The organism is Massilia sp. METH4 (genome assembly GCF_037094685.1).
Lineage (GTDB): Bacteria > Pseudomonadota > Gammaproteobacteria > Burkholderiales > Burkholderiaceae_D > Rugamonas.
The window spans coordinates 1369479-1390110 of sequence record NZ_CP146614.1; the positions used below are offsets into that span (position 1 = coordinate 1369479).

Genomic DNA, 20632 nt, shown 5'->3' on the forward strand with positions numbered 1-20632 from the left:
GCAATGGTTGCCTTGAAATAGGCCACTTCGTGCAGTAGAATGAAAAATTGTGTTAGCGCTATCAGAGGGCGAGATGACTAAACAGGATGCCCCGCGCTGGGTGGTAATGGGCGTGGCCGGATGCGGCAAGAGTTCCGTGGGAGCGGCGCTGGCCGAGCGGCTCGGTGTGCGCTACGTGGAGGGCGACCGCTACCACTCGCCGGAAAACGTGGCCAAGATGAGCGCCGGCGTGCCGCTGACCGATGGCGACCGCCTGCACTGGCTGGCCAGCCTGCAGGGCGAAATCCGCGATGCTGCGCAGCGCGGCGAAGGAATCGTGGTGGGCTGTTCTGCCTTGAAGCGCCGCTATCGCGACCTGCTGCGTGAAGGCGTGCCGAACCTGCGCTTCGCCCACCTGGCGGGCTCGCGCGACCTGATCGCCGAGCGCATGGCCGCGCGTACGGGCCACTACATGCCGCTGTCGCTGCTGGACAGCCAGTTCGCCACGCTCGAACCGCTGCAGCCGGACGAAGCGGGCATCACGCTCGATATCCGCGAAGACGTGGCCGCCCTGGTCGACCACATCACGACAGCCGGCTGATCACGCCGGCCGCCGTGCCGTCATGCGGCAGGCACGGTCACCTCCAGCCGGTACGTGCGGCCGGCCTCGATGCCGGTCACGCGCGCTTCAGGCAACAGCTCGCCATCGCGGCGCACCTGGATCGCCGGCACGTCGCCACGCCGGATCGACACCTCGAAGGTCGCGCCGCGGAACGCGCGCACAGCCTTCATGCCTTGCCAGCTTGCCGGCAGCTGCGGCGCCACGCGCAGGCCTTCCGCATCGCCGACCAGGCCGCACAGGCCCTCGATCACGCTGCGATAGATCCACGACACCGTGCCCGTATTGAACAGGTGGCTCGACCGCCCCGCCGTGCGCGGATACTCGCGCCACGCGCCGCGGTAGTAGTTCGGGATGAACACGGGCAGCTGGCCGCGCCGCAGGTAATCCGCCTCGTCCGGGCCGGGAATCATCCTGCGCATCAGGTCCCAGGCCCGTTCGCCGTCGGCGCCGTCATACAGGCTGTAGATGTAGAACGCGGCCGCGTGGTTGTACACGGCGCCGTTCTCCGCCGAGCCGGGATGCTTCTGGGTGACGCGGCCCACGTCCTCGCGCATCTTCGAGAACGGCGGCGCGAACATCTGCACGCCGTATGGCGTGTGCAGTTGCTGTTCCACCTCATGAATCATCGAGGCGCGCTGCTCCGCGCTGGCCGCGCCGGACAGCATCGACCATGCCTGCGGGTTGAGCCAGATGCGCCCTTCCCTGTCGTCGGCCACGCCGAATACCACGCCGTCGTCGGTGATGCCGCGCGCGAACCAGCGGCCATCCCACAGGTGTGCATTGGCCGCGTCGTTCAGCGCCTGTGCGCCGGCGCGGAAGTGCCGGGCACCTTCCTCGTCCTTGTGCTGCGCGCACATCTCCGCCCACAGCTTGAGCGCATACGCGGCGGCGACGGTCAGCCAGCCTGACACGCCCTTGCCCTTGTAGCCCACCATGTTCATCGGATCGCACCAGTCGCCCTGGGCGATGTAGGACAGGCCCCGCTCGTCGCGCTCCTTCAGCAGCCAGTCCATGGCCCGGCCGATGCGCTGCGCCACGGTGAGGCCATGGCCATCGCGGTCGAACACCAGTTCGTCGAGCAGCGCCCAATCCGCCGTCTCGTCCAGGTAGGCCTTCAGGCACACGGGCAGCCACACGCAGTGGTCGGTGTGCGGCACCTGGTTGATGTACTTCAGCTCCGCGCCTTCGACGAGCAGGATCCCGTCCGGCATCGCGCCCGTCGGTTCCTGCTGCGACAGCGCATGCAGGAAGGCGCCGCGCGCCGTGGGCGGGTGCACGAAGCTCATGCCCATATTGTCCTGCAGGTAGTTGCGCGTCTGCGGGTCGGTCGTGAGGCGGTTCGAGCCGCCGTGGTAATACACCTGGCGCGGCAGCCAGTGGTTGATGAAGTTGTCGAATTCCGGGTCCGGCGTTTCCACCTTCACGCAGCCGGCGCCGGCGCCGATGTAGGCGGCATACGCCTCGCGGGCACGGGCAAACCCGGCGGCGGACAGGTAACGCTCGCGCAGCGCGGCGATCTCGGCGTCGTCGAACGCGGGTCCGAACAGGAAGCGGTACTCCTCGCTGCCGTCGCCCGGCAGCGCGAGCCGGTACTGCACGGCGGCCACCGGCGTTTCATAGCGCGCGTCGCCGCCCGCGAGCGTTTCCGCCCGCAGCGCGGATGGCGCATGCAGCCCGCCCTCGCCCTCGAACGCCTCCTGGGCCGCCTCCCATGCATCGGGGGCGCGCTCGCACAGGAAAAAGGTCTTGTCCTTGAAGTCCTTCTGCTTGAAGTAGTCGGCCACCTTCTGGTACGGCGCCACGCACGAAGCCACGATGCCCTGCAGGTCGGCGCGGTACTCGGCCGACTGGTTCATCCAGCTCATGTAGCCGATCGTGAAGTACGGCACCACCGACAGCCGGCGCGGCCGGCCGGACAGGTTGGTGACCTTCAGCGACCACAGCTCGGCCACGTCGTCCACCGGCAGGCCGAGCGCCAGCTCGATGCGGATGCCGAGCGCCTCGACCGTCCATGCCATATCGCTTTTTCCGGCCGAGAATTCGTAGCGGTCGGGCGCGGCGCGCACCGGTTCGTAGGGCGCGGAGAACAGCTCGCCCGTTTCCTCGTCCTTCACGTAGAAGAAGCGGCCCGGGTGGTGCGCGTAGTAGCCCTGCTCCGGCTGCATGAAGGTCTTCGCTTCCAGGTTCGGCGCATACGAATACTTGGCCGGTTCCGGCTGCATGAACTGCGCGACCGCATAGCCGCGGCAGTTCACCTGGATCATCATCTTGCGGTTCCACAGGAAGCCGGCCGAGCGCGGCATGGCGGTGGGGGACAACAGTTCATAACGCTGGCCGTCAGCGGACGGGCGCAGGGTCGGGGAGTGCATCGGGTTCGTCTCCGGAGTTGCGAATTTCAGGCTCGGCCGGCTTGCGCGCGGCGAGGTCGGACTGGATGGTGCGCAAGGTGGCGGCATCGAGGCGGTAGCAGCACATCACCCCCACCGCCAGCAGCGCGAAGGCGGCGGGGATCAGCGACATCAACCACACGATGCCGGCCGTGGAATCCGGGCTTTGCGCGGCGTTCGGCACGTAGCCCAGCGCGGTGAACAGCGCGCCGATGACGGCAACCGCCAGCGCCGTGCCGAGCTTTTGCGAGAACGTGGCGGCGGCGAACGTCATGGCCGTGGCGCGCCGGCCGGTGCGCCATTCGTTGTAGTCGGCCGTGTCGGCATACATGGAGAAGGCCAGCGGCGACTTCGGCCCCAGCACGAGGCCCAGGCAAGCCTGCAGGACGAACATCAGCCATACCTGGTCCTTTGGTACGAAGAAGTAGACGGCCGACAGCACGGCCGTGGCGCTCATCAGGATGATCATCAGCTTCTTCTTGTCGACGAAGCGCGTCATCAGCGGCGAGAGGGCGGCACCGACGGCGGCCGCGAACATGTACACGGAAACGAAGGTGCCCATCAGCTCCGGCTGCCCGACCACGTACTTGAAGTAATACGCCGCCGTGGTGGTGCGCAGCGTGATCGTGACCATGATGATCAGCGCCAGGAAGAACAGCACCACCCACGGGCCGTTGCGCGACAGGTCTTTCACGTCCTGCATCACATTGGTCTGTTGCTGCGGCGGCGGGGCGATGCGCTCGCGCGTATTGAAGAAGGTGATCAGGAACATCACGCCGGCCGCCACCGCCCAGGCGGCCATCGTCAGCTGCCAGCCCCGCTCGTCATTGCCGTTGCCGAACGCCTTCACCATCGCCGGGGTGGCCGCCGTGACGAGCATGCTGCCGCCGAAGGCGCAGATGAAGCGCAGGCCGTTGATGGTGGAGCGTTCCTGCGGGTCGGCCGACATCACGCCGGAGAGCGCGTTGTACGGGATGTTGATCGCGGTGTAGCACACCATCATCAGCAGGTAAGTGCCATACGCCCATGCCAGGCGCGCATCGCCTTCCAGGTCGGGCGTGGTGTAGGTGAGCACGGCGGCGCAGCCCAGCGGCACGGCTACCCACACGAGGTAGGGGCGGAACTTGCCGTAGCGGGTCGTGGTGCGGTCGGCCACCGCGCCGATCATGGGATCGGTAAAGGCGTTGATCAGCTTGATGGCGAACATCATCGACGCGGCCGCGGCGGCCGAGATGCCGAACACGTCGGTGTAGAAGATCAGGAGGAAGGTGGCGACATTGGTCCAATAGAAATTGAACCCCATGTCCGCGATGCCATAGCTGATTTTTTCGCGCCAGGACAGCCGGGTGCTCGGATGCTTGTTCATTCAGGAGCCCGCGCCTGGGAATTGGAGGAAAAAAACTGCGCGGGCGGAACCAATTGCCCACCCGCACAGAAAAAACAGACCGGGAAAGTGTAACCCGGTCCGCCCATCGGACCTTTCTTCATGCTGCCCCTGGCGCGCGCGGCGCGGCGGCCGCAGCGGTGGTGTTGGCGGGTGGCTTGTTGTGCAGCATGGTCGTCTCCTCCTGCAACTCGCTGCGCGTGCCTCTCGTGGGCATCGCTGGCAGCGCTAACAAAATTTTTTACTGTTCAACGCGCTTGTTTTTCGATGATTTCTCGTACTGCTCTGATAGCGCTAACAGATGCAATCAGTGTAATCACGAGTTTTTGCGAAGTCAACAACTTCATGGGGGGCCGCCCGATTGCGGCCGCCACACTTTGACAAACTTTTTTCGATCTAAATGAGTATCATTCTCAATTGCAAGCGGCCGGGATACCGCTCATCGTTCACGTTCGGCGGCCGTCAAAGACACAACAACAGGATCGAAAGATGAATCACACTCTGCAACGCACCCCGCTCGCCGCCGCCCTGTGCCTGGCGTTCCTCTCCCCCGCCGCCCTTGCCCAGGTTGCCCCCGAACAGCGACTGGCCGAAGTGCAGGTCACCGCCACCGCCGAGGAGGAACTGAAGCAGGCGCCCGGCGTGTCGACGATCACCGCCGTCGACATCGAGGCGCGCCCACCCGCCAACGACCTGTCGGAAATCATCCGCACGATGCCGGGCGTGAACCTCACGGGCAACAGCTCCACGGGCCAGTACGGCAACAACCGCCAGATCGACCTGCGCGGCATGGGCCCGGAGAACACCCTGATCCTGGTCGACGGTAAACCCGTCATGTCGCGCAACTCCGTGCGGATGGGCCGCAGCGGCGAACGCAATGCGCGCGGCGACACGAACTGGGTGCCGGCCGAGCTGGTCGAGCGCATCGAGGTGCTGCGCGGCCCGGCCGCGGCGCGCTACGGCTCGGGTGCCGCCGGTGGCGTCGTGAACATCATCACGAAGAAGCCGGGCAACAAACTGTCCGGCTCCGTGACGGCCTATGCGCTGGCGCCGGAGCACGGCGAGGAAAGCGCGACGAAGCGCCTGGGCTTCAACCTGTCCGGCCCGCTCGCCGGCCAGTTCTCGTTCCGCCTGTTCGGCAACGTGAACAAGACCGATGCGGACGGCCTGTCGATCAACGCCACGCCGGAAAACACGGCCGCCGGCGCGATCCCGCCCGCCGGACGCGAAGGCGTGCGCAATCGCGACGTGGGCGGCCTGCTGCGCTGGGACCTGGCACCGGGCCAGGTGCTGGAGCTGGAATCGGCCTTCTCGCGCCAGGGCAATATCTACGCGGGCGACCGCGCGGTAAACGCCACCGGCACGCCGCTGCTGGGCGAACTGGCCAATGCCGGCGCGGAAACGAACGTGATGATCCGCCGCACCGCGTCGCTGACGCATCGCGGCAAGTGGGACTTCGGCACCTCGAAGCTCTCCGTGCAATTCGAGAACACGGACAATACGCGCCTGAACGAGGGCCTGGCCGGCGGGCCGGAAGGCAGCATCTCGAATGCCACGTCGTGGTCCACGTCCGAGCTGGAGAACTACGTCGTCAACGGTGAAGTCAATATGCCGGGCAAGCTGTTCGGCCGCTCGCAGATGCTTACCGTGGGCTTCGACCTGCGCAAGGAAAAGCTCGACGACCCGTACTCGATGACGCAGACGGCAACCGCGATTCCCGGCCTGGCCGTCACGAACCGCGATGGCAAGGCCGATGCGGAAACGTATGCCGTGTACGTGGAAGACAATATCGGCGTAACGAACGAGTTGATGCTGACGCCCGGTGTGCGCTTCGACAAGCACAGCCAGTTCGGCAGCAACTGGAGCCCGAGCCTGAACGCCTCCTACAGCCTGACGCCGACCGTCACCCTGAAAGGCGGCATCGCCCGCGCCTTCAAGGCGCCAAACCTGTACCAGTCGAACCCGAACTACCTGTACTACACGCGCGGCAACGGCTGCCCCGTCAACAACCCGAACCTGGGCGGCGGCTGCTACCTGCGCGGCAACGACAACCTGGCAGCGGAAACATCGGTCAACAAGGAAATCGGCATCGGCTGGAGCGATGCGGGCTACAGCGCCAGCGCCACGTACTTCCATAACGATTACCGCAACAAGATCGTGGGCGGCATGGACACGCTGCTGGGCAACACCTCGGCCAACGGCCGCCTGTTCCAGTGGGAGAACGCGCCGAAGGCCGTGGTGCAGGGTATCGAGGGCAACCTGACGATCCCGTTCGGTACCGGCGTGAAGTTCATCAACAACCTCACCTACATGATCGAGAACGAGAACAAGACCACGGGCGAGCCGCTGTCCGTGATTCCCGAGTTCACGCTGAACACCTCGCTCGACTGGCAGGTGAACGACAAGGTATCGCTGCTGTTCACCGGCACCTGGTATGGCAAGCAGGAGCCGCGCCGCCTGACCACGCAGGGCGCGCCGGCCACCGGGGACGCGCTGAACACGCTCGATCCTTACAGCGTGTGGGGCGTGAGCGCCGGCTATGCGTTCACTAGAAATGTGCGCCTGCGCGCCGGCATCAACAATCTGTTCGACGAGCGCCTGTTCCGCGAGAGCACCGGCTCCAGCGCGGGTGCGGCCACCTACAACGAGGCGGGGCGCTCGCTGTTCGTCAGCCTCACGTCGTCGTTCTGATCGCGCCGACGCCTTGAACCTGGCCCGCGCTCGCGCGGGCCGTTCTTTTGAAGGAACTACCGTGAGCAAGAACTCTCCACTCCCCGCCGCCTACCGGTGGCGGGTGGCCTCGCGCAGCGTGGCGGCCATCTTCGGCGGCTATGCGCTGGCCGCCGCGTGGGCGGCATGCATGAGCCTGTGGCTGCAGCAGACCGGCATGGCCCGCGTGGACGCCGTCACAACGGCCACGATGTCGTCGTTCCTGGTGCACCTGTGCGCCGCGATCTGGGTCTTCGCGGTGGCGGACACGCGGCGCGCATGGCTCGGCGTCGCCCTGCCCGCCGCCCTGCTGGCGGCAGGCACCTGGCTGGCGAAGGGGGTGGCATGAGACCGGACAACAAGCCCGAGGGCATCCGCCAGTCGATGTCGTGGCTGCACACCTGGACCGGCATCGCACTGGGCTGGCTGCTGTACGCCGTGTTCTTCACGGGCACGCTCAGCTACTTCCTCGACGAAGTGAACCTGTGGATGAAGCCGGAGCTGCATGCCTCGGTGCCCACCGGGGATGCGGCGCACACGGCCGCGATGGCGCTGGCCGCGATGCACAAGCTCGCCCCGAACGCGAACACGTGGACGCTGGAGCTGCCGAGCGAGCGGCAGACCACCGTGGCGGCCAGCTGGCGCGACCGGAATGCCCCGGCCGGCAGGGCCGGCACGAAGCGCGCCGAACTCGATGCCGCCACCGGCGAAAGGATCGAAGCGCGCGAGACGCGGGGCGGCAATTTCCTGTACCGCTTCCACTTCGAGCTGCATGCGATGGATCGCGTCACCGGCCGCTGGATCGTGGGCATCGCCACCATGTTCATGTTCGTGGCGATCATCAGCGGCGTCATCACGCACAAGAAGATCTTCGCCGAATTCTTCACGTTCCGGCCGAAGAAGGGCCAGCGTTCCTGGCTCGACGCGCACAATGCCTCGGCCGTGCTGGCGCTGCCCTTCCATATCATGATCACGTTCTCCGGCCTGCTGCTCCTGATGGCGATGCTGATGCCCTGGGGCGCGGATGCCGCTTACGGCGGCGACCGGCAAGCCTACAACATGGAGCGGCGCGGCATGGTGCCCGGCAATGCGCAGCAGCAGCGCGAAGGTGGCGGACGGGAAGGCCGCGGCGGCCGCTCGCGCGAAGGCGGCGGCGAACAGGTCGACCTGGCGGCGGCGATCGGTCCCATGATGGCGCAGGCGCGGATCGAGTGGCCTGACCATGAGGTCGGCCGCATTACCGTCAACCGCCCGAACAAGCCGGGAGCAACGGTCGAACTGCGCGCCCATGGCAGCGACAGCCTGACGACGCGTGGTGCCTCCGCGCGGCTCATCTTCGATGCCGCTACCGGCAAGATCAAGGAGCGCCCGCCGCTGCCGACGCCATCGGCCGCCAGCGCGGTGAGCAACGTCTTCACCAGCGCCCACATGGGCCGGTTCGCCGGGCCGACGGTGCGCTGGCTGCTGTTCCTGTCCGGTGTGGTCGGCACCGCGATGGTGGCGACCGGCCTGGTGCTGTGGGTGGTCAAGCGAGCGCCGGAGCGCAAGAAGCTGGGCCGCACGCCATTCGGGCACCGGCTGGTGGAAGTGACCAATATCGGGGTCATCACGGGCCTGGCGCTGGCGACGGGCGCCTACTTCTGGCTGAACCGCCTGCTGCCGGTGGAGATGGCGGAACGGGCCGCGTGGGAAATCAACGGTTTCTTCCTCGTGTGGCTCGCTTCGCTCGCGCATGCGGGATTGCGCCCGGCGCGCGCGGCATGGAAGGAACAGTGCGGCGCCGTCGCCCTGCTGTTCGTGCTGCTGCCCATCCTGAACCCGCTGACGGGCGGCCATGGCCTGTTCACCAGCGCCGCGCTGGGGCAGTGGGCCATCGTCGGCTTCGATTTCGCCATGCTGGCGATCGCGGCGCTGTTCGGCTGGACTGCCCGGCATTTGATCAGGAAGGACAGGCCGGTCGCGGTAGCCGCCGCACCCGCGGTCCTGAAGGAGGTGACGCCGTGAACGCGCTCGTCGTCTTAGCCCTGAGCTATGCGGCGATGGCCGCCGTATCGCTGTCGATGGAACGGCACCAGGAGCAGGTGGCAGGCAAGGCCGTCCCGGCCATGCCGCTGCGGCTGGGCGGCTGGCTGCTGCTGGCGGTGGCGCTGGTGCCGGCGATCGCCGCCTGGGGCACGTCGGTCGGCATTCTCGCCTGGCTGGGCTTTCTCACCCTTGCCGCGCTGGCGGTGGGCTTGCAGATGACCTATTCACCGCGGCCGGTACGGTGGACGGCGCCGGCGGCTGCGCTGCTCGGCACCGTCGCCTGGCTGGTGGCGTAAGAGCGCCTAACAAAACCCCCATGGCTGCGTTGCAACGTCTCGCCCTACAGGTGTACTGTCTTCGACGCCGCGCCTTGCCCTGCGGGTTTTGTTAGGCGCGCTAAGCCTCGTCACGCATGGCAGGGGCACGGTTGCGCTGCTACAATAACGGTAAATGAGAATCATTCGCAGAATTTACCGATGAGCGCAGCCGATCACATCCTCGTCGTCGACGACCACCCCGATATCCGCGATTCCCTGGCCGCCTACTTGCGGCGGCAAGGGCTTGCGGTGTCGACCGCGGCCGATGCCGTTGAGGCGGGCGCGCTGTTGCGCAAGGAACGCTTCGACCTGATCGTGCTGGACGTGATGATGCCGGGCGAGGACGGGTTGTCGCTGTGCCGGCGCGTGAGCGCCACGCTCGATACGCCGGTGATCCTGCTGACGGCCATGCACACGTCCGCCGACAAGGTGGCGGGCCTGGACAGCGGTGCCGACGATTACGTCGTCAAGCCGTTCGACCCGCCGGAGCTGGTGGCGCGCATCCGCACCGTGCTGCGGCGCTGGCGCCGGTCGTCCACGCCGGTGGCGGGCGGCTATGCTTTCAACGGCTGGTACCTCGATCTCGGCAAGCATGAGCTGTTCGATCCGGACGGCCAGCCGGCGGCCCTGTCCAGCGCCGAATACCGGTTGCTGCGAGTGCTGGTCGAGCACCCGGGAACCACGCTGTCGCGCGACCGGCTGATGGACCTGATCGGCGGCGGCGACGCGCTGGCATTCGACCGCAGCATCGACAGCCAGGTGAGCCGTCTGCGCAAGAAGCTCGAACCGGATTCCCGCCGCCCCAGCCTGCTCAAGACCGTGTGGGGCAACGGCTACCTGTTCGCCGCCACCGTGACGCCTTGCGCAGCCGCGCCACAGGCCGCCCTCCCGTGAAGTCAGTGCTTACTCGGCTGTTGCCGAAGACGATGGCCGGCCAGTTCGTCAGCCTGTTGATCTGCGGCCTGCTGGCGGCGCACCTGATCGCGCTGGTGGCTACCGCGTCGACCAGCGGCGGCGGCACCTTGCACCGGATGTCGCGGCGCTATGTGCTGGAAAACGTGGCATCGGCCTACCGGCTGGCGCTCGTGCAGCATGACGCCGACTCCGGCAACGCGCTGCTGGCCGCGCTGGATACGGAAACATCGCATCACCGCATCGGCGCGAGCAGCGCTGTCCCCGACACCGCATTGGACGAGGAAGAGCGCTCGCTGCAGGCCACGCTGCAGCACGAATTGCGGCTGCCGGCGGACGCGGTGCGGGTATCGCTCGCTTCCCCGGCGCGGGAGGACGGCCATCCGACGCTTGCCGTGGCGCTGCGGCTGCCGCAGGGTTGGGTCAACAGCGTCCAGCAGCCGATCGCCAACACGCAATGGTGGTGGAAGCCGCTGCGCTTCTCGATCCCCGTCAGCACGCTGCCGGTGCTGGTGATCGGCATCGTGTTCGTGCGGCGCATCCTGCGGCCCATCCAGGCGCTGTCGCAAGGCGCCGAGCGGGTAAGCCGCGGCGAGTACGAACCGTTGACCTTGAGCGGCCCGCGCGAGGCGCGCGAAGTGACGGCGTCGTTCAACATCATGCAGGCGCGGCTGACGCGCTACCTGGAAGACCACAAGCGCATGCTGGCCTCGATCAGCCACGACCTGCGCTCGATGGTCACCTCGCTGCGGCTGCGCGCGGAGCTGGTCGACGACGACGAGGTGCGCACCGGCATGCAGCGCACGCTGCGCGACATGGCCGCGATGATCGAGGAAACGCTGCGCTTTTCCAAAGACGACGCGCAGGACGAGCCAACCATCGAAACCGACCTCGGGGCGATGGCCGGCGAGATCGCGGCCGACCAGGCAGCGCAGGGGCGCGACGTCGCCCTGGCCGATGGCGGGGCCCTGTCCTCCCCGCCCACCCTGCCCTGCCGCTGCCGCCCGCTGGCGATCCGGCGCGCGCTGACGAACCTCGTCGATAACGCCGTGCGCTATGGGCGCAGCGCCCGGATCGGCGTGGCGGCCGCGCGCATCGACGGCGGCCGGGCCGCCGTGCGCATCACGATCGACGACGAAGGCCCCGGCATCCCGGCCGACCGGCTGGACGACGTCTTCAAGCCCTTCTACCGCCTCGACGCATCGCGCCAGCCCGAGCTGGGCGGCGTCGGCCTCGGCCTCGCCATCGCCCGCTCCTGCATCGAAGCCCACGGCGGCAAGGTCACCCTTTCCAACCGCGCGACCCGCGGCCTGCGCGCCACGATCCTCCTCCCCGCCTGAGTTGCAAAAACACCACGGGGACACCACGGGGACTGTCCCCACGGTTTCAGATGGCAAAAACGCCACAAAAAGTGTTGTAAAAAATCGGGGACTGTCCCCAAACTTTTACAACAGGCGAAAAAAATGCCGCCCGAAGGCGGCATTGGCGGAGCGAGGCGGGATCAGACGACCGCGCCGTCCGTTTCGTCCTTTTCCTTGACCGGCTTGATCAGGTCTTCGCGCTTGACGCCCAGCTTCATGGCGACGGCGGCGGCAACGAATACCGAGGAGTAGATGCCGAACAGGATGCCGATCGTCAGCGCCACGGCGAAATAGTGCAGCGTGGGGCCGCCGAAGAGCAGCATCGACAGCACCATCATTTCCGTGCAGCCGTGGGTGATGATCGTGCGCGACATCGTGCTGGTGATCGCGTTGTCGATCACTTCCTGCACGCTCATCTTGCGCTGCTTGCGGAAGTTCTCGCGGATCCGGTCGAAGATCACGACCGATTCGTTGACCGAGTACCCCAGCACCGCCAGGATCGCCGCCAGCACCGTGAGCGAGAATTCCCACTGGAAGAAGGCGAAGAAGCCCATGATGATGACCACGTCGTGCAGGTTGGCGATAATCGCCGCCACCGCGTACTTCCACTCGAAGCGGATGGCCAGGTAGACCATCACGCCGATCACCACCATGATCAGCGCGTTGATGCCGTTCTGCGCCAGTTCCTCGCCCACCATCGGGCCGACGAATTCCACGCGCTGCAGCGAGATCACTTCCTTGCCGGCCGCGTCCACGCAGGCCGTGCGCGCGTGGTGGTCGCCCTGCGGCGATACCTGGTCGAACTGCTTCACGCTGCCCTGGTCGGCGCGGCACAGCGCGTCGAAGGCGCGTGCCGACGTGGTGTCGGAGCTGGAGCCTGGCGTGATCGGCAGGCGGATCAGCACGTCGCTGGCGGTGCCGAACGTGCTGGCTTCCGGATGCTCGAAGCCCGCGCCGCGCAGCGATTCGCGCATGCGCTCCAGGTTGGCCGCCTGCGGATACTTCACTTCCACCAGCGTGCCGCCCTTGAACTCGATGGACAGGTGCAGGCCCTTGGTGGCCAGGAAGAACACGGCCGCCACGAACGTCAGCGCCGACACGACGTTGAAGATCGTCGCGTAGCGCATGAACGGGATGTCTCTATGAATGCGGAAAAATTCCATGAAATCCTCTTATTGAGCGATGGCCGTTACTGCGCCTGGCCCGGTTTCCACACCGTGCCGATCGACAGCGACTGCAGTTTCTTCTTGCGGCCGTACCACAGGTTGACCACGCCGCGCGACACGAAGACGGCGGAGAACATCGAGGTAAGGATGCCCAGGCCGTGCACGATGGCGAAGCCGCGGATCGCACCCGAACCGAACACCAGCAGCGCCAGCGCCACGATCAGGGTCGTCACGTTCGAGTCGAAGATGGTGGCCCAGGCGCGGTCGAAACCGGCCGAGATGGCGGCCTGCGGCGAGGCACCGCCGCGTAGCTCTTCGCGCACCCGCTCGTTGATCAGCACGTTGGCGTCGATCGCCATGCCCAGCGCCAGCGCGATAGCGGCGATACCCGGCAAGGTCAGCGTGATGCCCATCAGCGACAGGATCGCCACCAGCAGCAGCAGGTTCACGCCCAGCGCCAGCACGGAGAAGAAGCCGAACACCATGTAGTAGATGATCATGAAGACGGCGATCGCCAGGAAGCCGTACATCGTGGCGTTGAAGCCCTTCTTGATGTTCTCGGCGCCCAGTTGCGGGCCGACCAGGCGTTCCTCGATGACTTCCATCGGCGCGTACAGCGCGCCGGCGCGCAGCAGCAGCGCCAGTTCGGTGGAGTTCTCGACGCTGCCCATGCCCGTGATGCGGAAGCGGCTGCCCAGTTCGTCCTGGATCGTGGCGACCGACAGCACCTCCGGCTTGCCTTTTTCGTACAGCACGATGGCCATGCCCTTGCCCACGTTGTCGCGGGTGGCTTCGCGCATGCGGCGGCCGCCGTCGCCGTTCAGGTCGATCGACACGGCCGGCTGCTGGTTCTCGTCGAACGATGCGGTGGCCGACGAGATGTAGTCGCCGGAGATGATCACATCCTTCTTCAGCACGACCGGCACGTTCTTGCCGACGGTGAACAGCTCGGAATTGAACGGGATCGCGGCCGTCAGCTCGGTGCCGCGCGGAACGGTCTGGTCGACCAGGCGCACTTCCAGCGTGGCGGTGCGGCCGATGATGGACTTGGCACGTGCCACGTCCTGCACGCCCGGCAGCTGCACCACGATACGGTCGGCGCCCTGCTGCTGGATGATCGGTTCGGAGACGCCCAGTTCGTTGACGCGCTTGGACAGCGTGGCAATGTTCTGCTTCACGCCGTTATCCAGCGTAGCCTTCAGCGCGGCGGGCTTCATCGAGCCTGTCAGGGTCAGGTCGGTACCGTTGTTGCCGTCGGCGAACTGCAGGTCGGTCATGTCGCCCAGCGCGTTGCGCGCGGCCTGGCGGGTGGCTTCGTCGCGGAATTTCACGACGATGGAGTCGCCCACGCGCTCGATGCCGGCATGGCGCACGCTCTTGTCGCGCAGCTCGCCGCGAATGGCGGCCTGGAAGCCCTGGATGCGCTTGTTCAGCGCTGCCTTGGTATCCACCTGCATCAGGAAGTGCACGCCGCCGCGCAGGTCGAGGCCCAGGTACATCGGGTGGGCGCCGAGCTTCTGCATCCATGCCGGCGTATTGGCCATCAGGTTGCTGGTGACGATATAGGCCGGGTCGGCCGGATCGGCGTTCAAGCCTTTTTCCAGCGCGAGCTTGGCCTTGAACTGCGCGTCGATGTCGACGAACCGGGCGCGCACGGAGGGACTGCTCGTTCCCGCGTCGAAGGTGACGCCGGTCGTGGCGACCTTCGCCTCGCCCAGGATCTGCTCGACGCGGGTGACGATATCGCTACCCACCTTCACCGTGGACTTGCCGCTGGTGATCTGCAGGGCGGGCGATTCACCCATGTAGTTAGGTGCCGTGTACAGTGCCCCCAGCAGCACGACGACGGCAATGATGATGTATTTCCAGATGGGATAACGATTCATGATCTTCAGCGTGGTTGGCCGATAACAAAAGCGGGCGGTGATGCCGCCCGCTTCCTGTGCGAGGTCTTACAGCCCCTTGAGCGTACCCTTCGGCAGCAGCGTCGTCACCGACGGCTTCTGCACGACGATTTCCGTGTTCGGCGCGATTTCCAGCGTCACGTACGCATCGGTGACCCTGGACACGCGGCCCAGGATGCCGCCGACCGTCACGACTTCGTCGCCCTTGGCGAGCGCGTCCATCATGGCCTTCTGTTCCTTGGCACGTTTCTGCTGCGGACGGATCATCAGGAAATACATGACCACGAACATCAGGATCAGCGGCACGAAGGTCGAGAGATTGCTCATCATCGACGCGTCGGCGGCGCCGGCGGTTTGAGCATATGCGTTGGAAATGAACACGGGTGACTCCAATGTGATTAAAAAAAACAGCGCTGTATTCTAGCACTGGCCAAAGGCGCTTAGATCGGGCCTGTTTTACATTATTGCAAGACCCATTTCCCGCGCCTTCGTCCGCTTTACACGCCCCTGGCGCGATCTGCGTGGAACTGCTTGACCCACTCCGGGAACCGGTCTTCATCGAGCGCATCGCGCATCTGCTGCATGATGTCCAGGTAGTAGTGCAGGTTGTGGATCGTGTTCAGCCGAGCCCCCAGGATTTCCTGCGCGCGGTGCAGGTGGTGCAGGTAGGCGCGCGAGAAGTTGCGGCAGGCGTAGCACGAGCACGTGGAATCGTATGGCTCCGGGTCGTCCTTGTAGCGGGCGTTCTTGATCTTGATGTCGCCGAAGCGGGTGAAGATCCAGCCGTTGCGGGCATTCCGGGTCGGCATCACGCAGTCGAACATGTCCACGCCATTCGAAACACCCGCCACCAGGTCTTCCGGCGTGCCCACGCCCATCAGGTAATGCGGCTTGTTGGCCGGCAGGCGCGGGCCGATGTGCTCGAGCACGCGCATCATGTCTTCCTTCGGCTCGCCCACGGAGAGACCGCCGATCGCCAGGCCCGGGAAGTCGATTTCTTCCAGCCCGGCCAGCGACTCGTCGCGCAGCGCCTCGAACATGCCGCCCTGGACGATGCCGAACAGCGCATTCGGGTTCTCGCCCGCCTTGAATTCGTTCATCGAGCGCTGCGCCCAGCGCAGCGACATGCGCATCGACTTGGCCGCCTCTTCCAGCGTGGCGGGCCGGCCGTCGATCTCGTACGGCGTGCATTCGTCGAACTGCATCACGATGTCGGAGTTCAACACGCGCTGGATCTGCATCGAGATCTCGGGCGAGAGGAACAGCTTGTCGCCGTTGATCGGCGAATTGAAGTGCACGCCCTCTTCCGTGATCTTGCGCATCTCGCCCAGCGAGAACACCTGGAAGCCGCCCGAGTCGGTCAGGATGGGTTTATCCCAGCCCATGAACTTGTGCAGCCCGCCGAACTTGCCCATCACGGCATTGCCGGGACGCAGCCACAGATGGAAGGTATTGCCCAGGATGATCTGCGCGCCGATTTCCTTCAGCTCCAGCGGCGACATCGCCTTCACGGAGCCGTAGGTACCCACCGGCATGAAGATCGGCGTCTGCACCACGCCATGGTTCAGCTTCAGGGTGCCGCGGCGCGCCTTCGTCAGACCGGTCGTGTCGGTCTTGATCAGTTTGAATTCCAGCATGGTCTTATGTCCTCAATGCCACGGGTCTAGGCCCGGTTAGGCGTGGTCAGCAACATGGCATCGCCATAGCTGAAGAAGCGGTATTCGTTGGCAATCGCGTGCGCATAGGCGGCGCGGATTTCGTCGAAACCGGCGAAGGCCGAGACCAGCATCAAGAGCGTGGACTTCGGCAGGTGGAAATTGGTGATCAGGCGTGTCACCGTCTTGAACTGGTAGCCCGGCGTGATGAACAGCGCGGTATCGGCGCTGCCGGCCTCGATCGTGCCGGACTGCGACGCCGATTCGAGCGCGCGCAGGCTGGTGGTGCCGACGGCGATCACGTCGCGGCCTGCCGCGCGCGTGGCTTTCACGGCGTCCACCGTTTCCTGCGGCATCGTGTACCACTCGGTGTGCATCTTGTGCTCGGCCAGGTTTTCCGTGCGCACGGGCTGGAACGTGCCGGCGCCCACGTGCAGCGTGACATAGGCGAAGTTGACGCCCTTGTCCTTCAGCTTTTGCAGCAGCGCTACGTCGAAGTGCAGGCCGGCCGTCGGTGCGGCCACCGCGCCCGGCACCTTGTTGAACACGGTCTGGTAACGCGTTTCGTCGACCTCGCCCGGCGCGTGCTCGATATAGGGCGGCAGCGGCAGGCGGCCGTATTGTTCGATCAGGTCGAACACGTCGGCGTCGAAACGCAGCGTGAAGAATTCGCCGGCGCGCTCGCCCACGGTCACGTCGAAAGCGTCGGCAAGGCGGATCTTCACGCCGGGGCCGGGCGACTTCGAGGCGCGCACCTGGGCCAGCACGGTGCGCGTGTCGAGCACGCGCTCGACCAGCACCTCGACCTTGCCGCCGGAATCCTTTACGCCGAAGAAGCGGGCCTTCAGCACGCGGGTATCGTTCATCACCAGCAGGTCGCCGGCTTGCAGCAGGTCGAGGATATCGGTGAACTTGCGGTCGAACAGGCGGTCTCCATCCACGTGCAGCAGGCGGGAGGCGCTGCGGTCCGGCAGCGGAAACTGAGCAATGCGCTCGGGCGGCAAGTTAAAATCGAAATCGGAGAGCGAATACATATGTGTCTGGCGGCAGCGCATGCACCTGGCGCAATGCGCATAGTCCCGCTGAAAAACCGTTAGAAAACCGTTAGGCAACCTTCTATTGTACGCTACTCTCCGGGCAGTCAAGAAAAACGCATCCAGCAACCATGGCCGAAACGAAGCAAAGCAAGCCCCCCGTCAAGAAAGCCGCCGCCTCCCGGGCTGCAACCGCCGAAAGCAAGCTGGCCAAGCTCGGGCTGCGCACGGACATGGACCTGGTGCTGCACCTGCCCATGCGCTACGAGGATGAAACCGAGGTCATCGACATCCGCGCCGCCTGCCTGCGCGGCGGCCAGACGTCGCAGGTCGAAGGCATCGTCACGAAGAACGAGATCACGTACAAGCCGCGCAAGCAGATGATCGTGCACATCGCCGACGACACGGGCGAGCTGATGCTGCGTTTCATGAACTTCTACGGCAGCCAGGTACGCCAGCTCGCCGAGGGCACGCGGGTGCGTGCGCGTGGCGAGCTCAAACACGGCTTCTTTGGCGCCGAGATGGTGCACCCCACCTACAAGGTGGTCAACGAGGGCGCGCCGCTGCCCACGTCGCTGACGCCCGTCTACCCTTCCGGCGAAGGCCTGTCGCAGCACGTGCTGCGCCGCGCGATCATGGAAGCGATGCGCCGGGTGGACTGGACCGACACGCTGCCGCCCCGTATTCTGGAAAAGCTGCACCTGCACGCGTTCGAGCCCGCGGTGAAGCTGCTGCACCATCCGCCGCAACACGTCGACGAGCATGCGCTGGCGGACCGCTCCCACCCGGCCTGGACCCGCATGAAGTTCGACGAACTGCTGGCCCAGCAACTGTCGCTGAAGCGGGCGCAGGACGCGCGGCGCCAGAAAGGCGCGGCGCCGCTGGAGGCGGTCGGTTCCCTGACCGCGGCCTTCCAGGCCACGCTGCCGTTCAGGCTGACGAACGCCCAGGCGCGCGTGCTGGAGGAGATCCGCACCGACCTGCGCCAGCCCTACCCCATGCAGCGGCTGCTGCAGGGCGACGTGGGCAGCGGCAAGACCGTGGTGGCCGCGCTGGCCGCCACCCAGGCAATCGACAGCGGCTTCCAGGCCGCGCTGATGGCTCCCACGGAAATCCTGGCCGAGCAGCACTTCCGCAAGATCGCCGCGTGGATGGAACCGCTGGGCGTGAAGGTGGCGTGGCTGACGGGGAGCCTGAAGAAAAAGGAGAAGGAAGCCGCGGGCGCCATGGCCGAATCGGGCGAGGCGCAGTTGGTGATCGGCACCCACGCGCTGATCCAGGACACGGTGCAATTCGCCAGGCTGGGCCTCGTCATCGTCGACGAGCAGCACCGCTTCGGCGTGGGCCAGCGCCTCACGCTGCGCAACAAGGGGGCCGACGGCCTGGTGCCCCACCAGCTGATGATGTCGGCCACGCCGATCCCCCGCACGCTGGCGATGACGTACTACGCCGACCTGGAAGTCTCGGTGATCGACGAATTGCCGCCGGGCCGCACGCCCATCGTCACGCGCGTGATCGACCAGAACCGGCGCGACGAGGTGATCGAGCGCGTGCACGCCGCCGCGCTCGATGGCCGCCAGGTGTACTGGGTCTGCCCGCTCATCGAGGAATCCGAAGCGCTGCAATTGCAGACGGCGACCGAGACCTACGAAACGCTGGCCGCCGCACTGCCGGACCTGCGCGTGGGCCTGGTGCATGGCCGCCTGAAACCGGCCGAGAAACAGGAAGTGATGGATGCCTTCGCGGCCGGCCAGGTGCACGTGCTGGTGGCCACCACCGTGATCGAGGTGGGCGTGGACGTGCCGAATGCGTCGCTGATGGTGATCGAGCATGCCGAGCGCTTCGGCCTGTCGCAGCTGCACCAGTTGCGCGGCCGCGTGGGCCGCGGTTCGGCGGCCAGCGTGTGCCTGCTGCTGTACCAGAGCCCCCTGGGCCCCGTGGCCAAGCAGCGCCTTGCGACGATGCGGGAAACCACCGACGGCTTCGAGATCGCCCGGCGCGACCTGGAGATCCGCGGCCCAGGCGAATTCCTGGGCGCACGCCAGTCCGGCCAGGCAATGCTGCGCTTTGCCGACCTGGAAACGGATGGCTGGCTGGTCGACCAGGCGCGCGACGTGGCGCATGCGCTGCTGCACGATCCGGCCGGGCAGCCGGTGGTCGAGGCGCACCTGGAGCGCTGGCTGGGCGGGCGCGAGGAATTCCTGAAAGTGTGATGCGGCCTCCCGTGGAACGGGCGCAACAGAACGACGATAGTCCTTGCAGGCTGCAATACGCGGCCTATGCTGATTGACGCAGTAACAAAAAAACCATTCCGGAACCGGGGGGGTGCCATGCTTCGATCGCTACGCTCGTTGTTGCTGTCCCTTTGTCTGTCATGCGCCATGGGGGGCGCGTTCGCGGCGCCCGTGATGACGTTCACCGCCAATTCCGCCACCACCGGCATCGCCGGCGCCGTCGAGTCGCAATGGACCGACAGCACCTTCATCGAACACGGGGACCGGTACAACTTCGCCTACACGCTGCGCGACGAACTGGTCGTCGAGAACGGCGAGCATGTCCTCTACCATTACCGCGACGTGTCCTACGACGTGGACGGGCACGTGCGCGACTGGATGCTGCTCAATGTCGACGGCACGGCAAGCGGGCCGCACACCGTGCAATTCAACGTCACCGCCACGCTCGACACGACGCAGACGGCCCGGCTCGTGGACAGCGGCGACCTGTCGTTCCAGGTGTTCCTGTCGCTCAATGGCGGCTACGATCCGGGCGCGGCCGGGCAACCGGGGGCGCCCGTGTTTTCGGACATATCGTCCGGCCTGCCCGTGGCGCTGACGACCGAACCGACGTGGTATCCGGAAGACCGGCATTTCAACGCGAATGCGTCCGGCGTCTTCGCCGCGCCGCGCGACCTCGTCACGTACGAGTATGCCTACCTGATCGAAGCCGGCGCGGATCTGGTTTCCGAACAGGCCGCCTTCATGATCCACGGCCCGGGTTATGACGCCGGCGTCCGCACGCTGAGCTACAGCGAGTTCCTGGGCTCGGAGGTGATTCCGGTGCCCGAACCGCGCACCTGGGCAATGCTGCTGGCTGGCGTGGCCGTGCTGGCGCTGGCGCGCCGCCCGCGCACGGCCGTCTTCAAATACGTCGCCGGCCCATAGCAACCGGCTTCCCGGG

Annotated in this window: 16 protein-coding genes; 9 read left to right on the forward strand and 7 right to left on the reverse strand. The window is 66.1% G+C overall.

Annotated features, from left to right (window positions below; all coding sequences use genetic code 11):
* The first annotated feature begins 73 nt into the window (after window positions 1–73).
* Window positions 74–580: a gluconokinase gene (locus V6Z91_RS06085; RefSeq protein WP_338767974.1), complete on the forward strand. Its 507-nt coding sequence runs from the start codon at window positions 74–76 to the stop codon at window positions 578–580.
* A 20-nt stretch (window positions 581–600) separates the two neighbouring features.
* Here V6Z91_RS06085 and V6Z91_RS06090 read toward each other — a convergent pair whose 3' ends face one another.
* Complete coding sequence (locus V6Z91_RS06090; RefSeq protein WP_338767976.1) at window positions 601–2970, reverse strand: NdvB protein; 2370 nt, start codon at window positions 2968–2970, stop codon at window positions 601–603.
* Window positions 2939–4354, reverse strand: coding sequence for an MFS transporter (locus V6Z91_RS06095; RefSeq protein ID WP_338767978.1), 1416 nt, complete (start codon window positions 4352–4354; stop codon window positions 2939–2941). The genes V6Z91_RS06090 and V6Z91_RS06095 overlap by 32 nt, the downstream gene beginning before the upstream one ends.
* Window positions 4355–4861: 507 nt before the next feature.
* Here V6Z91_RS06095 and V6Z91_RS06100 point away from each other — a divergent pair.
* The 6 genes from V6Z91_RS06100 to V6Z91_RS06125 all read left to right on the forward strand — a co-directional run bounded on the left by V6Z91_RS06100 (window position 4862) and on the right by V6Z91_RS06125 (window position 11675).
* A complete protein-coding gene (locus V6Z91_RS06100; protein ID WP_338767980.1) occupies window positions 4862–7063 on the forward strand; it encodes a TonB-dependent siderophore receptor in 2202 nt (733 codons plus the stop codon).
* 61 nt (window positions 7064–7124) lie between these two features.
* Window positions 7125–7430: a DUF3649 domain-containing protein gene (locus V6Z91_RS06105; protein WP_338767983.1), complete on the forward strand. Its 306-nt coding sequence runs from the start codon at window positions 7125–7127 to the stop codon at window positions 7428–7430.
* Window positions 7427–9085: a PepSY-associated TM helix domain-containing protein gene (locus V6Z91_RS06110; protein ID WP_338767986.1), complete on the forward strand. Its 1659-nt coding sequence runs from the start codon at window positions 7427–7429 to the stop codon at window positions 9083–9085. The genes V6Z91_RS06105 and V6Z91_RS06110 overlap by 4 nt, the downstream gene beginning before the upstream one ends.
* Window positions 9082–9402, forward strand: coding sequence for a DUF3325 domain-containing protein (locus V6Z91_RS06115; protein WP_338767988.1), 321 nt, complete (start codon window positions 9082–9084; stop codon window positions 9400–9402). Before V6Z91_RS06110 ends, V6Z91_RS06115 begins: the two co-directional genes overlap by 4 nt.
* Window positions 9403–9582: 180 nt before the next feature.
* The gene (locus V6Z91_RS06120) at window positions 9583–10317 is read left to right on the forward strand and encodes a response regulator transcription factor (RefSeq protein WP_338767991.1); all 735 of its coding nucleotides are present in this window, start codon (window positions 9583–9585) and stop codon (window positions 10315–10317) included.
* A 5-nt stretch (window positions 10318–10322) separates the two neighbouring features.
* Complete coding sequence (locus V6Z91_RS06125; protein ID WP_338767993.1) at window positions 10323–11675, forward strand: ATP-binding protein; 1353 nt, start codon at window positions 10323–10325, stop codon at window positions 11673–11675.
* A gap of 161 nt (window positions 11676–11836) precedes the next feature.
* Here the strand turns inward: V6Z91_RS06125 and secF are convergent, their stop codons facing one another.
* The 5 genes from secF to queA form a co-directional block, all read right to left on the reverse strand.
* The gene (gene secF / locus V6Z91_RS06130) at window positions 11837–12859 is read right to left on the reverse strand and encodes a protein translocase subunit SecF (RefSeq protein ID WP_338767995.1); all 1023 of its coding nucleotides are present in this window, start codon (window positions 12857–12859) and stop codon (window positions 11837–11839) included.
* Between the two features lie 26 nt (window positions 12860–12885).
* Entirely contained in the window at window positions 12886–14748 is a 1863-nt protein-coding gene (gene secD, locus V6Z91_RS06135; protein WP_338767997.1) for a protein translocase subunit SecD, read from the reverse strand.
* 66 nt (window positions 14749–14814) lie between these two features.
* Window positions 14815–15147 (reverse strand): preprotein translocase subunit YajC, encoded by a 333-nt coding sequence (gene yajC, locus V6Z91_RS06140; RefSeq protein ID WP_338768000.1) that lies wholly within the window; start codon window positions 15145–15147, stop codon window positions 14815–14817.
* Window positions 15148–15263: 116 nt separating this feature from the next.
* Entirely contained in the window at window positions 15264–16403 is a 1140-nt protein-coding gene (tgt, locus tag V6Z91_RS06145) for a tRNA guanosine(34) transglycosylase Tgt (RefSeq protein WP_338768002.1), read from the reverse strand.
* Between the two features lie 26 nt (window positions 16404–16429).
* Entirely contained in the window at window positions 16430–17455 is a 1026-nt protein-coding gene (queA, locus tag V6Z91_RS06150) for a tRNA preQ1(34) S-adenosylmethionine ribosyltransferase-isomerase QueA (protein ID WP_338768005.1), read from the reverse strand.
* A 131-nt stretch (window positions 17456–17586) separates the two neighbouring features.
* Here queA and recG point away from each other — a divergent pair, with 131 nt between their 5' ends.
* Together recG and V6Z91_RS06160 are read left to right on the forward strand one after the other, a co-directional pair.
* Entirely contained in the window at window positions 17587–19668 is a 2082-nt protein-coding gene (recG, locus tag V6Z91_RS06155; RefSeq protein ID WP_338768008.1) for an ATP-dependent DNA helicase RecG, read from the forward strand.
* Window positions 19669–19863: 195 nt separating this feature from the next.
* Window positions 19864–20616 (forward strand): PEP-CTERM sorting domain-containing protein, encoded by a 753-nt coding sequence (locus V6Z91_RS06160; protein ID WP_338768011.1) that lies wholly within the window; start codon window positions 19864–19866, stop codon window positions 20614–20616.
* Window positions 20617–20632: the final 16 nt, after the last annotated feature.